General features: G+C 35.3%; 12 protein-coding genes. 7 read left to right on the forward strand and 5 right to left on the reverse strand.

Annotated elements, in window-relative coordinates:
- Window positions 1-128: 128 nt before the first annotated feature.
- The 5 genes from U9P79_04230 to hrcA all read right to left on the reverse strand — a co-directional run bounded on the left by U9P79_04230 (window position 129) and on the right by hrcA (window position 6,109).
- Window positions 129-860: an RsmE family RNA methyltransferase gene (locus U9P79_04230; GenBank protein ID MEA2103834.1), complete on the reverse strand. Its 732-nt coding sequence runs from the start codon at window positions 858-860 to the stop codon at window positions 129-131.
- 296 nt (window positions 861-1,156) lie between these two features.
- Entirely contained in the window at window positions 1,157-2,362 is a 1,206-nt protein-coding gene (gene dnaJ / locus U9P79_04235) for a molecular chaperone DnaJ (GenBank protein ID MEA2103835.1), read from the reverse strand.
- Between the two features lie 54 nt (window positions 2,363-2,416).
- Window positions 2,417-4,390 carry a molecular chaperone DnaK gene (gene dnaK, locus U9P79_04240; protein MEA2103836.1) on the reverse strand — a complete coding sequence of 658 codons (1,974 nt, stop codon included), beginning with the start codon at window positions 4,388-4,390 and terminating at the stop codon, window positions 2,417-2,419.
- Window positions 4,383-5,018 carry a nucleotide exchange factor GrpE gene (gene grpE, locus U9P79_04245; GenBank protein MEA2103837.1) on the reverse strand — a complete coding sequence of 212 codons (636 nt, stop codon included), beginning with the start codon at window positions 5,016-5,018 and terminating at the stop codon, window positions 4,383-4,385. Before grpE ends, dnaK begins: the two co-directional genes overlap by 8 nt.
- 17 nt (window positions 5,019-5,035) lie before the next feature.
- Window positions 5,036-6,109 carry a heat-inducible transcriptional repressor HrcA gene (gene hrcA, locus U9P79_04250; protein MEA2103838.1) on the reverse strand — a complete coding sequence of 358 codons (1,074 nt, stop codon included), beginning with the start codon at window positions 6,107-6,109 and terminating at the stop codon, window positions 5,036-5,038.
- Window positions 6,110-6,676: 567 nt separating this feature from the next.
- Between hrcA and U9P79_04255 the strand changes: the two genes are divergently transcribed.
- From U9P79_04255 to U9P79_04285, 7 genes are all read left to right on the forward strand, one after another.
- A complete protein-coding gene (locus U9P79_04255) occupies window positions 6,677-7,657 on the forward strand; it encodes a Gfo/Idh/MocA family oxidoreductase (protein MEA2103839.1) in 981 nt (326 codons plus the stop codon).
- A 2-nt stretch (window positions 7,658-7,659) separates the two neighbouring features.
- On the forward strand, window positions 7,660-8,958 hold the full coding sequence (gene asnS / locus U9P79_04260; protein ID MEA2103840.1) for an asparagine--tRNA ligase: 1,299 nt from the start codon (window positions 7,660-7,662) through the stop codon (window positions 8,956-8,958).
- Window positions 8,959-8,982: 24 nt separating this feature from the next.
- Complete coding sequence (locus tag U9P79_04265) at window positions 8,983-9,393, forward strand: hypothetical protein (protein MEA2103841.1); 411 nt, start codon at window positions 8,983-8,985, stop codon at window positions 9,391-9,393.
- A gap of 34 nt (window positions 9,394-9,427) precedes the next feature.
- Window positions 9,428-9,850 carry a GNAT family N-acetyltransferase gene (locus U9P79_04270; GenBank protein ID MEA2103842.1) on the forward strand — a complete coding sequence of 141 codons (423 nt, stop codon included), beginning with the start codon at window positions 9,428-9,430 and terminating at the stop codon, window positions 9,848-9,850.
- Between the two features lie 40 nt (window positions 9,851-9,890).
- Window positions 9,891-10,658 carry a nucleoside triphosphate pyrophosphohydrolase gene (gene mazG, locus U9P79_04275; GenBank protein MEA2103843.1) on the forward strand — a complete coding sequence of 256 codons (768 nt, stop codon included), beginning with the start codon at window positions 9,891-9,893 and terminating at the stop codon, window positions 10,656-10,658.
- On the forward strand, window positions 10,651-11,868 hold the full coding sequence (locus U9P79_04280) for a HAMP domain-containing sensor histidine kinase (GenBank protein ID MEA2103844.1): 1,218 nt from the start codon (window positions 10,651-10,653) through the stop codon (window positions 11,866-11,868). The genes mazG and U9P79_04280 overlap by 8 nt, the downstream gene beginning before the upstream one ends.
- A gap of 277 nt (window positions 11,869-12,145) precedes the next feature.
- The gene (locus U9P79_04285) at window positions 12,146-13,687 is read left to right on the forward strand and encodes an NAD(P)H-hydrate dehydratase (protein MEA2103845.1); all 1,542 of its coding nucleotides are present in this window, start codon (window positions 12,146-12,148) and stop codon (window positions 13,685-13,687) included.
- Window positions 13,688-13,728 lie beyond the last annotated feature (41 nt).

The raw sequence follows: 13,728 nt of genomic DNA on the forward strand, positions 1-13,728 counted from the left end.
AAATCCCGACTCGAGCGCTATCTTTTACGTTCGAGTCGGGATTTAAAAGTTTGGAGTAAAATATCCTCGATATTTTATTTTTCTAATTGCAACATCACGGATGTTGCACTCCAAATATTCTCTAAAAGTTAATAAAATTTTTTATTTTTCCCCAATTGATAAAATATAACATTGGAAGCAAAAGATATAGCAGCAGTTTCTGCGCGCAAAATATGGTTTCCAAGTGAAATAACTTTTGCCTTATGATTTCGAGCAATTTCAATTTCTTGCTTTTCGAATCCCCCCTCAGGTCCCACTATCAGGCAAATATTTTTTTCAGTACTTCCCAAAACTTCAGGAAGAAAATTTTTATTTTCTTCCTCCCAAGCAAGGATTGGGAAATATTTTTGTGCGATTAAAGATAACTGTTCGGGGAAAAGTAATGTCGGGTGAATTTGCGGCAGGAATACAGAATCACATTGCTTCATTGCAGAAATTGCTACTTTATCAAGACGTTTTACAAAATTTCGGGAATAATTTTTTTTTACAGTTCTCGTGGATATAAAAGGGAAAAATTCATAAATTCCTAATTCCGTGCATTTTTCAATAATCAGTTCATTGTTCTTTTTTAGTAAGGAAAATGATAGAGAAATGTATGGATAAGATTTTTTTGTTTCTGTAATTTCTGTGATATGTAAAGAAATTTCTTTTTTTGAAATTGATTGGATATTTGCACTTGCCAATAATCCTTTTCCATTTGTGAGAGAAATGGATTCATCTGTTTTTTTCCGCAAGGAATTCGTAATATGATTAAATTCCTCGCCGATTATTTCAATTTTTTGTGATTTTTTATTTATTTGCGGAGCGTAGAAAATAGGCATCTATAGATTTAGACCTTAAAAAAAATGCTAGAATTGCTAAAAGTTTAGGCATATTAATTAATTAAAAATATTAGTTTTGATTAGATATTTTACTGCTTTTTCGTGCATTTGGTGGTTAGGATTTTTTTTTACCACTAAACACACAGAATGACATGAAAAAATTATTACATAAACCAAAAAAGATCATTAAAATTATTAAAAATCTTACGAAATTTTTCTGTTTTCTTATGAACTTTTCCATTATTGGTTCAATCTTCTGATATTTTGTTCATAAGCGTATTTTGAGAGTTCTGAGATTAAATGAAATAATCCTTTACTTTTTCAAAAAAAGATTTTCCGGGTTTTAAATCGCGATCATCATCAAACGGTTTGATCTTTTGATATAATTCCTGCTCATCTTTTGATAATTTTGTGGGAACAATCACTCTTGTTTTAATATAAAGATCACCGATTCTCGAACTGCCAATATAAGGCAATCCCTGATTTTTTATGCGAAACACTTTATCCGGTTGAGTACCGCTTGGAATTCTCATTTTAATAGGTTTATCCAAAGTAGGAATGTCAATTTTCCCGCCGAGAACTGCCATGCTAACTGCAATTGGATACTCGCAAACCAGATCCTGTCCCTCTCTGCTGAAAATACTGTGCTCCTTTTCTTTGATAAATACCAGTATATCGCCTGCCGGTCCATTTTGTGGTCCCACATTTCCCCTACCTCTCAGATTTAGATACTGCCCGTCAGCAATACCGGCTGGGATTTTGACTTTGATAGTTCGCACTTTAGATACTCTGCCACTACCATTACAAAATGAACATTTGTTCTTGATTATTTTACCGGTTCCATTACAAGTAGGACAGGAAGTAATTGTGGACATTTGCCCGAAAAATGATTGGCGAACTTGTCTTACTTTTCCGCTGCCGTTACACTGGGGGCAGGTTTCGATTTTTCCATCCTTTGAACCCGTGCCATTACATTGCTCACAATTATTTTTTATGTTTAATTTGATTTTTTTTGTTGTTCCATGGGCTACTTCATTCAAAGTTAGAGAGAGAGAAATTTTTAGATCTTGACCTCGTATAACCCTTTGCCGTCCCCTACCACCAAAACCGAAACTACCAAATCCGGCACTTCCGCCAAAGAGATTTTCAAAAATATTTCCCAAATCTCCAAAGATGTCGGAAAATTCTCCGGCATGCGAAAAATCAGACCACTGGAAACCACCTTGACCAAATTGTGAATCTACTCCGGCGTGCCCGTATTGATCGTAAATTTGTCGTTTTTTCTCATCACCCAAAACCTCATAAGCTTCTGATGCTTCCTTAAACTTTTCTTCGGCTGCAGCATCACTTTTATTTTTATCAGGATGATATTTCAGCGCTAATTTTCGATATGCGGTTTTTATTTCTTTTTCAGTGGCACTTTTATCAATACCTAAAATTTCATAATAATCTCTTTTTGACATATAATCCCAACTTTTCGTTTCGTGTATTTTATAATTCACGGGAATTCCAATCAAAGTGAAAAGAATTCCCGTGATTTTTTATTTATTTATGTTTTATTCGTCATCCATTACTTCAAAATCAGCATCAACAGGTTCATCCTCATCTTTGTTTTGAGATTGTTCTTCTGCTTGCTGCTGTTGTTCACCAGAAGTGCTTTGTTGCTGCTGTCCTTGTTGCTTTGCTGCTTCTTCAGCTGCCTGCTGTTTTTCCTGATCACTCATGTTTTTGTAGATGACTTCACCTAATTTTTGAGCTTTTTGCTGAAGTTCTTCTTTTGCTTTTTTCAGGGTTTCTACGTCTTTGCTTTCCAATTTTTCCTTCGCATCTTTGATTGCATCTTCAATTTTCTTTTTATCATCATCATTCAATTTATCAGCATGTTCTTTCATAGATTTTTCAGTGGAAAAGATGAGATTATCAAGTTCATTTTTGCTTTGAACTTGATCTTTCAATTTTTTATCTTCATCTGCATGTTCTTCTGCATCTTTTACCATCTTTTCGATCTCTTCATCATTTAGAGCACCGAGTTTATCTATCTTGATTTGCTGTTTTTTCCCGGTTCCCTTATCAACGGCAGAAACATGGAGAATACCATTTGCGTCCATATCGAAAGAGACTTCAATCTGGGGAGTTCCACGCATAGATGGTGGAATTCCGACCAAGTCAAATCTTCCCAAGGTTCTGTTGTGAGATGCCATTTCTCTTTCACCTTGCAGAACATTGATGGAAACAGCGGTTTGGTTATCTGCAGCAGTAGAGAAAATTTGGCTTTTTCTTACCGGAATGGTTGTGTTACGCTCAATTAGTTTTGTCATTATTCCACCGAGAGTTTCTATTCCGAGGGATAAAGGGGTTACATCAAGAAGGAGAATGTCTTTCAAGTTTTCATCACCGGAAAGGATTCCGCCTTGAATAGCAGCACCCATTGCCACAACTTCATCAGGATTTATGCTTTTATTAGGTACTTTTTGAAAAAAATCCTCAACTGCTTTTTGCACAGCAGGAATTCTTGTAGAGCCACCAACGAGAATCACTTCCTTAACTTCATTCTTGGATAATTTTGCATCCTTCATTGCCTTTTTGCATGGAGCAATACTCTTGTCAACCAAATCATCAACCATTTTGTTGAACTCTGCTCGTGAGAGAGTAAGGTCAAGATGCTTGGGTCCACTGCTATCAGCAGTAACATACGGAAGGTTAATCTTGGTTGATTGGGTTCCGCTAAGTTCAATTTTGGCTTTTTCGGCTGCATCACGAACTCTTTGCAGAGCCATTTTGTCTTTAGTAAGATCAATGCCATCACTCTTTTTGAATTCTGCAACAATCCAGTCAACTATCCGTTTGTCAAAATCATCACCGCCAAGGTGCGTATCGCCGTTTGTGGAAAGAACTTCCACAACACCTTCACCGATTTCGAGGATGGATATATCAAATGTTCCTCCACCGAGATCGTAAACTGCGATTATTTCATCATTTTTCTTTTCCAAACCATAAGCGAGTGCTGCTGCTGTAGGTTCGTTGATGATTCGTTCAACACTAAGTCCGGCAATTTTACCCGCATCTTTTGTTGCCTGTCTTTGAGCATCGTTGAAATATGCGGGAACTGTGATCACTGCTTTGTCAACCTTGGTTCCAAGATGATCTTCTGCAGTCTCTTTTAGTTTTGCAAGAATCATTGAGGAGATTTCTTGGGGTTTAAATTTCTTCTTCTCATTGAGAATATTTACAACAACTTCGCCTTTGGAATCTGCATCAATTTCAAAAGAGACGGTGTCAGTTTCAGCCTTCACTTCATTTCTTTTCCGTCCCATAAATCTCTTTATAGAATATATGGTGTTTTCGGGATTGGTTACCAGCTGGTGTTTTGCCAACTGTCCGACTAATCTTTCGCCGTCTTTTGGAAATCCAATGACCGATGATGTGGTTCTTCCACCTTCAGAATTTTGAATAACGGTGGATTTTCCGCCTTCCATGACCGCAACACAACTATTTGTTGTCCCAAGGTCTATGCCAATTATTTTACTCATTATCATTCACCTCATTTTTATTATTTTTTATATTATTTTCTTCATCTGTATCTTCGCTATTTTTACTCTCGTCTTCATCAGCCGGTTGAGTAACTGCAACTTTGGCATGACGAAGAACCTTGTCATCAAAGAAATACCCATTTAAAATACAATCGAATATTACATTTTCATCATAATTTTCGTTTGGAGTAAAGATCAATGCATCGTGTAATTGTGGATCAAAATTTTCACCTAACACTTCCATTTTTTTTAATCCTCGTTTTTTAAGAATATCAAAAAATTGATCGTAAACGAGTTTAATTCCCTGCAAATGGGTCTTAAATTTTTTATCTGTTTTTAAAGATTCAATAGATTTTTCCATATTTTCCAGAACATCTATCAGTTCCAGCACCAAATCTCGATTTGCATATTTGATCCATTCTTGGCGTTCTTTCAAATTTCTTTTACGGAAATTGTCAAACTCAGCCATCGTTCTAATCCATTGATCTTTGAGTTTTTCTACTTCCAATTTCAAATTTCCATTTTCTTCTTGCAAGATTGACAATTCGTCTTTTTGTTCTTGCCTTTTTTTCATTTCTTGGTCTTTCTTGATTTTCGGATTTTTTTTATTTTGTGGCTTCTTAGTCATTTGTTTCACCTTAGAAATTATTTATTTTTTATTTGATATGGAATTAATGCGCCTTTTTCAGACAACTCGGTAATCATTCTTGCAGCAAAGCAAATTATGGGAATATTGTCGGTATAATTCATTCTTTTTGTGCCAAGAATACCGATGAAACCGGTTAAATTCATAATTTCGTATTTTCCGAAAATGAGGACGGCATCTTCGAGACCTTCAATGCCGGTTTCTTCGCCCATCAATATTGTATAATCATTTTGCCGATAATTTTTAAAAATATTTTCAATTTTTTTATGGTCGTTTATAGCTTTAAGTAGTTTTAAAACTTTCAGCTGAGAATTGAATTCCGGCTGACTCATAAATCCAATATCACCCTCAAAGCGCAGATTCAGATTGCTAGCTTTCTGTAATGCCTTTTGAATTTCAGTATTAATGCTTTGGATAATCGTCTTTTGGGAATCAGTAGTGTTGCGTAATTCTTTTTTAAGAATGTGCTTGATCTGGTTAAAAGATTTTTGAGCAAAGTTGTCATTCAAATAACGTTCAATGGCACGTATTTGATGCTGAGAAAGTTTGTGTTTGTTTGGAATAATGAAAGTTTTTTCAAATCCGGCTCTCAAACTGATTGCGATTAATAATTTATCGCTCGTTAAAAGAAATATATTGAAAGATTCGAGGATACCGAATGAAAAGTCCGGTTCGGCAATTATGCTCATTTGTCCGGAAATATTTGCAAGAAATTTTAAAACTGAAGAAAGCATATTTTCCAGACTTTGATAATTTTGAGAAAGAAGAGTCTGCATAAGTTTTATCTTTTTATCAGGAATTTCCCTATCAAAATCAATTATATCATTAATATAGAATTTATAACCCATTGCGGTTGGAATGCGTCCGGCAGATGTGTATGGCTGTTCAATATAGCCCATTTCCGTTAACACGCTCATTTCATTCCGCACTGTTGCGGAGCTCACGTTCAGATCATAATCATTTGCTAATACGCTGGAGCCAACAGTTTCGGCTGTTTTGATGTGTTCTAAAATTATTGATTTTAGAATATCTTGTTGCCTTTTGGTTAATACACAATTTGAATCATTTATCATTTTAAATTTCCTTGTTTTAGCACTCGGTAAAGGTGAGTGCTAATTTTGGTTTATAGTTTAGGAATGCCACCTCAAATGTCAAAATATTTTATTCAAAAAGAAGATGAAAACCGACAAAACCGATTTTCGCAAGATAAAATTTTTTTGTAAAAAGTGTAATATCAGCGTTGAATGCTTTGTATTTTAATATTCAACAGGGGTTCATAAGCATAATCAGTGTTTATCTGCGTCGAATCACATTCGGAGAATCATTGCAAAAATGCGAGTTTACGGATGGACTCAAGTTAGAATCTGTCCGTAAAGTACTATTTTTCGACCTCACCCCGACCCTTCCGCCAGCTGGCGGAGAGAGGGAGATAAAAGTTCCCCTTCTCTTTGAAGAGAAGGGGTTAGGGGATGAGTTATAAAAAGGATGAAGAATATATTTTATTTGATATGCTACCTTTGCGGACAATTTCTAAATTAGTACCCATTTCTGCTTTTCCACTCCTCAAATTTCCGAATATATTGACATATAAATTCTCTCTAAATTTTCTAACAAAAAACAAATTTAAAAGGATATTGTTTATGAAAGTTGGAGTTTTGGGTGTTGGACACTTAGGACAGCATCATGCCAGAAATTATATGGAAATGGATTCCACGAAATTGATTGGAATTTTTGATACAGATGAAGTTCGAGCCAAGGAAATCGCGAAAAGAATTGATTGTAAAGTATTCAACTCCGCTCAAGAACTTATATCACAAACGGATGCAATAAATATTGCCACCCCCACCACCACCCACTATCAATATGCAAAGCAGTGTTTGAAATCCGGAAAACACGTTCTTATCGAAAAACCGATTTGTAGTGAACTGAATCAGGCAAAAGAACTGGTCGAAATGGCTGAAAAAAGAAATCTTAAAATTCAAGTTGGGCACATAGAACGCTTCAATCCAGCGGTTTTATCCTTGTCGAATGTTCTGCTGAATCCCCTTTTTATTGAGGCAAATCGCATCGCTCCATTCACACCCCGTGGAAGCGATGTTCCGGTGGTGCTTGATTTGATGATCCACGACATAGATATTATTCTCTCGCTTGTGAAAAGTAAAGTCAAAAGTATAAATGCAGTTGGAGTACCGATTGTTACGGATGACGTGGATATTGCAAATGCAAAAGTTGAATTTGAAAATGGAGCTTTGGCAAATATTACAGCTAGTAGAATCTCTCTAAAACAAGAACGTAAAATAAGATTCTTCCAAAAAGACAAATATATTTCTCTTGATTATCAGAAAAAAATCGTGAATATTGTTAAGAAAAATCCTAAAATAAATGACATCATGGCAGAGATTATGTCCGGTGATAGAACTGCAAATATTTTTGAGATGTTTGATACGGAAAGACCTGAAATAATCGAAAAGGAACCGCTTAGAGCCGAATTGGAAAGTTTTGTTAACGCAATAAAAAACGACACACGCCCGATAGTGAACGGAAATGACGGTTACGAAGCTCTTCGCGTAGCATTTGACATAATGAAAGATATTGATAAAAATAGAAAAGGTATTGTATAATCATGGCAGAAAAAGTTTTAATTAAAGATATAGGGAAATTTGATGGTGATGAAGTTCTTATTCGAGGGTGGGTAAGAAATCGTCGTTCCAGTGGGAAAATTCAATTTATCATAATTCGAGATGGAACCGGTGAAATTCAGACCGTAGCTTTCAAACCGAATATTGGCGATGAACTATTTGGCAGATGTGCAGAATTGACCATTGAATCTTCCGTAAAAATATGGGGGAAAGTAAAACCTGATAAAAGAGCACCTTCCGGCTACGAATTAGACTTAATTAATATTGAGATCATCCAAATTGCTGCCGAATATCCAATCCAGAAAAAAGCACATGGAACAAGTTTCTTGCTGGACAATCGTCATCTTTGGGTGCGTTCCATAAATCAAAATGCGTTGCTGAAAATCCGTCATACGGTTTATTATGCAATTTGCGAATATCTGAATGAAAATAATTTCTACCGTTACGATTCCCCTATTCTCACACCAAATGCTTGCGAAGGCACGACCACACTTTTTGAGGTTCCCTATTTCGATGAAGGAAAAGCCTATCTCTCACAATCCGGTCAACTCTATGCAGAAACGGGGATTATGAGTTTGGGGCGAGTTTATGATTTTGGTCCCACATTTCGAGCGGAAAAATCGAAAACCAGAAAACATCTTACTGAATTCTGGATGATGGATGCTGAAGCTGCTTTTGTTGAACACAAAGAAAACATGCAAATACAAGAAAAATTAATTCGCTTTGTCATTAGAAAAGTTATTGAAAAAAATGAAAATGAATTGAAAATCTTAGAACGCAATATTGAAAAATTGCAAAAAGCAGATGCAACTTTTAAAATAATAACTTATTCCGAAGCTATCAAATTCCTCCAAGAAAAAGGATATGATATCAATTTCGGCGATGATTTTGGTGCCGAAGAGGAAGAAGAAATTGCCCGAGAAAGCGATGTTCCGGTTTTCGTAGAAAAATGGCCCAAACAAATAAAAGCTTTTTATATGAAAAGAGATGTAGAAAATCCCGATCTCGTCCTCGGTTCAGACTTGATCGCCCCTGATGGATTTGGTGAACTTATCGGCGGCTCACAAAGAGAAGATGATTACGAGCTTCTCAAGGAAAGAATGGAGGCGGAAAATATGCCGATGAAAGAATTTCAGTGGTATCTTGATCTCCGAAAATATGGCTCTGTCCCACATAGTGGTTTCGGGATCGGACTGGAGCGGTTTATCGCCTGGATTTCCGGCAAACGTTACATTCGGGAAGCAATTCCATTTCCACGAATGATAAATAGGGTTTCACCCTAACCCCCCCCCTTAAAGGAGTTTACAATGAAAAAAATAGTGTTTATAATAATAATTATCCTCCTAACTTCAATCGCGTTATCTGCTCAGGAAAATGTTACTAAGATGAATCCCATTTCTGCTTTTCAATTTCCATCTACTTTGAACATGAGCAAACTTCAAACTTCGCAATCTTTTTCCGTAACTTCTGTTTTCAGCTCAAATGAAAACGAATCGTTGATTTTATCCAATTTTACAAATCGTTTTGAATATCAATTTGCTAAAAATCTTAATATGAAGCTTGATCTGAATTTTGTTAATTACAAATTTTTCGGCTCTGAAAATAATTTTTCACTGAAAGATAATACAAAAATATTACCCAATTTTCAGTTGGAATATAAGCCCAGCCAAAATTTTCAATTCAGAATCGAATATCAAAGTTATCCGGCAGGTTTTTAGATACAATTTTTCCTAAATTTTTCGGTTGTTGTTAATGAAAAATATCATTTATACTGATGATATCGAACAAATATCTAACGAATCTTTAAAAGGTTTTTTTGTTGATTGGCCAGAGCATCCAAATCCTGAAACACATTATAAAATTCTGAAAAATAGTTATAAAATCTGGCTTGCTATTACTGAAAAGCAGTGTGTCGGCTTCATTAATGCAATTTCCGATGGAATATTTTATGCGTTTATCCCTTTGCTTGAGGTTATACCGGAATATCAGAACTGCGGAATTGGTAGGGAATTAGTGAAAAAAATGCTAATAAGCCTAAATAAAATGTACGCAATTGATATTGTTTGTGATAAGCAGATCGAACCGTTTTATACAAAAATCGGTTTTAGCAAATGCATTGGAATGGTCAGAAGAAATTATCAAAATCAAAATCCCAGTTTATTTAATCGCAACTGATTATTTTTTATTTTGATTTCAAAGAAACTGAGGAAATATCTTGAAAGAATTTGAAGAACTTTTAAAAATTATTACAGTTCTTTTAGACCCAAAGAATGGATGCCCATGGGATCTCAAACAGACTCCCGAAACTCTTCGCCCGCATATGATTGAGGAAGTGTATGAGATTTCTGAAGCAATTGAACTGAATGACGCCGAATTATTAAAAGAAGAATTGGGCGACCTGCTTTTGCATATTGTATTTCAATGCAAAATAGCAGAACAGGATGAACAATTTTCTATCAAAGATGTAATTGCCAAGATAAACGAAAAAATGAAAAGACGGCATCCGCACATTTTCGGTGATATAAGTGTGAAAACTGCCGAAGAAGTCGAGCATAATTGGGAGAAGATAAAACGAAAAGAAAAGGCTCACAGAAATTCAATTTTAGAAGGATTACCAAAAAGTTTACCGGCACTTATCAAGGCAAGAAGAATTCAGAGCAAAGCAGCCACTGTGGGATTTGACTGGGAAAATGTTACGGATACATTTGCAAAATTGAAAGAGGAATTACTTGAATTCGAACATGAATTACAAAAAAATGATGCAAAAAAGATGAAGGAAGAAATTGGTGATTTAATTTTTGCACTTGTAAATGTAGCAAGAAAGCTTGATATTGACCCGGAATTTGCTTTGGAGTTAACAACGAAAAAATTTATGAGAAGATTTGGTTATATCGAAAAGACTTTGAAAGAAAACCTTTTTTCCAGCAATCTTACTGAAATGGAAAATCTTTGGCAAAAAGCAAAGGATGAAGAGGATGGATAACAGAAAAAGTCTGCTTTTTATTCGATATTATTTCATCATTGGTGGGTTGGCTATTATCCTATTTTTTGCAATCTACACCAGCAACCTGCTTCATAAGGTACGAAATGAATTGGAAGTTTTTCCAAAAATATACGCTCGTTTTGTCAAAATTTCTACAAAGGAAAACATCGAAGGAGATCTGCTCGAAATCATTCTTTCAGAGGTCGTAAAGAAAATTGATTATCCAATTATCGTAACAGATGGGAAGGAAGAGCCCAAATATTGGAAAAACTTGGAAGATTATTTGCCGGATAATAAAATATCAAACCAATCTAATCAGAAGCAATTGAGAAATCTTATCGAAAAAATGAAATCCGACAATTCATTTATTGTCCTTACCGAACCAACTAATAATGAAATAATCTCTAAAATATTTTACAGCCAATCTTCAACAATAAAGCGGCTTAAATTCCTCCCCTATCTTGAATTTTTCATAGTCTTACTTTTCATAGCTGCCGGAGTCATTGTGATTATTACAATGAAACGGCGAGAGAAAGAACATCTTTGGATTGCTCTTGCAAAAGAAACTGCTCACCAATTTGGAACCCCGATCACTTCATTGCTCGGGTGGGTGCAGATGTTGGAACTAAAAGTTTCTGAAAATTCTGAAGATGAACTTCTTGAGCAAACTGTTCTTCATATGAAGCAGGATATTGCCCGCTTGCAGAATGTTGCATCCAGATTCGGAAAAGTCGGCTCATCTATCAAATTAAAAGAATCGGATATTTCGCAAACCATTCAATCCGTTATCGAATATTTCAAAGCTCGAATTCCCAAAGAGAGTAATAAAATCGAAATTGAATTTATAAATGAGACTAAAATGCAGGATTTTCTTTTCGATCCCGATTTGATAAAATGGGCTCTTGAAAACTTGATAAAAAATTCAATTGACGCTATGAAAGAAAAATCCGGAATTATTTCAATTAAAATTTATGAAGATCAAAAATTTTTATATATTCGGGTTACTGATCAGGGCAAAGGAATTCCAAAAAATTTAAGAAAATCCCTATTTAAAACCGGAGTTACAACCAAAAAACGCGGTTGGGGTTTGGGCCTGAGTTTAACCAAAAGAATTGTTGAAGATTTTCATCATGGAAAAATCTATATTGTAAAAAGTGAATCGAATAAAGGCTCAATCATTGAAATAAAATTAAAGAAAGATAAGGAATAACGGAGAACGGAATAATGGAATAGGGAATACGGAGAACGGAGAACGGAAAAAATTCACGAATTGCACTAATTCCAGAAATAAATATTAAATTTAAAATGCCAAACACACTCTCTCGTTCCCAAGCTCCAAACACACAATCTTCGTTCCCAAGCCCTCCCGAAAGCTTTCGGGAGGAACGTCCAGCTTGAATGCAATGAATCAATTTAAAGCAACACTTCAAATAAATTGCATATCAATCGAAATAATAATTAATTAAAGAAAAATATCGGAGGTAAAAATGTTTGTATTAAGTCCGGATAAAATGAAGAATTATGACAAATTTACAATTGAAAATTTTGGTTTAGAAGGAATAGTATTAATGGAAAATGCCGGAAAAAAAGCAGCGGAAATTATTGAAACGAATCTAATCAAAGAAGATAACTCCATCGCAGTAGTTTGCGGAACCGGTAATAACGCCGGAGATGGTTTTGTCGTTGCAAGATGGCTCTTTAATCACGGATATGATGTTTGCTGTTTTGTAATCGGAAATGAGGAGAAATTTTCTCCCTCTGCTAAAAAAAATTATGGGATTTTAGATAAATTGTCCTGCGAAATTGTTTTCATTTCCAATGATGATGCAGTAGAATATTTTGCAAATGAGCTGCCGTACTTTGATGTTATTGCTGATGCAATGTTTGGAATCGGGCTAAAGGGTAAAATTAAAGGATATCGAAAAAAAATTATAGAATTGATAAATAAACATATTGGGATAAAAGTAGCAATTGATATTCCATCAGGAGTAAATGCGGAAACCGGTGAAGTAGCAAATGTGGCTGTAAATTCGGATTTCACACTCACAATGGCTGCTTTGAAATACGGACATCTTCTCTTTCCCGGCAGAGAATATTCCGGTAAAGTTTATGTGATAGATATTGGGATTTCCCCTCTTACTTATGCAGAAAATCCACCTGAAGCTGAAGTTCTGGAAGAAATCGAATCGTTCTTTCCTTCTCGAAAATCAAATTCAGATAAAACCGATTATGGGAAAATAGCCATAATTGCCGGTTCTGCCGGACTTACCGGTGCTGCAATTATGGCAAGCAAATCTGCTTTGGAAATTGGCTCGGGTTTGATTAAACTAATCCATCCGAGAAGTCTTTCCCCTATCTTTGAAAATTCTTTGATCGAAATAATGTCCAAAACTGTAAATGAAACCGATTCACAAACAATATCATTTGACGCATTGGATGAAATTTTGGAATTTACAAAAAATTCCAATGCAATTGCAATTGGACCGGGAATTTCCCGGAATGAATCTACTGCAAGATTCGTAAGAGAATTTTTAAAACAAAACACAAAACTTACTGTTATAGACGCAGACGGGATAAATGCTTTTCAGGATCATTTGGAAGAATTGAAATATTTAAATGGAAAACCTTACATTTTTACTCCGCATATCCGCGAATTTTCTCGTCTCATTGATTTACCTGTGGAAAAAATCGAAACGAATCTTTTGGAACATACACGCAAATTTGCAAAAAAATACAATGTGATTATTTTGCTAAAAGGTGCTACCTCTGTAATTTGCAATAATAAGGAAACTACTTTCAATGTTGTGGGAAATCCCGGCTTGAGTACCGGCGGAAACGGAGATGTGTTAACCGGAATTATCGTATCACTTCTCGGACAAGGATTTTCCGAATACGATGCAGCTCGTGTGGGCTCATTTATTTTGGGAAAAACTGCTGATATTCTTTTGAAAGATTTTGGAGAACGTTCTCTCACTCCGACAAAAATTATAAAAAATTTGTACAAAAGTATGCAGTTTGGAGTGCATTAACCGTGTTAATGCAACCGAGCAAAAGTATGCAGTTTGGAGTG

It is taken from the genome of Candidatus Cloacimonadota bacterium (assembly GCA_034661015.1).
In the GTDB taxonomy this organism is placed as follows: Bacteria; Cloacimonadota; Cloacimonadia; order JGIOTU-2; family JGIOTU-2; genus JAYEKN01.

Bases quoted from the DNA above. Each gene is read 5' to 3' on its own strand.
- U9P79_04230 (MEA2103834.1), bottom strand. From the start codon at position 860: ATGCCTATTTTCTACGCTCCGCAAATAAATAAAAAATCACAAAAAATT.
- U9P79_04265 (MEA2103841.1), top strand. From the start codon at position 8,983: ATGAAAAAAATAGTGTTTATAATAATAATTATCCTCCTAACTTCAATC.
- grpE (MEA2103837.1), bottom strand. From the start codon at position 5,018: ATGACTAAGAAGCCACAAAATAAAAAAAATCCGAAAATCAAGAAAGAC.
- U9P79_04255 (MEA2103839.1), top strand. From the start codon at position 6,677: ATGAAAGTTGGAGTTTTGGGTGTTGGACACTTAGGACAGCATCATGCC.
- U9P79_04270 (MEA2103842.1), top strand. From the start codon at position 9,428: ATGAAAAATATCATTTATACTGATGATATCGAACAAATATCTAACGAA.
- dnaK (MEA2103836.1), bottom strand. From the start codon at position 4,390: ATGAGTAAAATAATTGGCATAGACCTTGGGACAACAAATAGTTGTGTT.
- asnS (MEA2103840.1), top strand. From the start codon at position 7,660: ATGGCAGAAAAAGTTTTAATTAAAGATATAGGGAAATTTGATGGTGAT.
- U9P79_04285 (MEA2103845.1), top strand. From the start codon at position 12,146: ATGTTTGTATTAAGTCCGGATAAAATGAAGAATTATGACAAATTTACA.
- hrcA (MEA2103838.1), bottom strand. From the start codon at position 6,109: ATGATAAATGATTCAAATTGTGTATTAACCAAAAGGCAACAAGATATT.
- U9P79_04280 (MEA2103844.1), top strand. From the start codon at position 10,651: ATGGATAACAGAAAAAGTCTGCTTTTTATTCGATATTATTTCATCATT.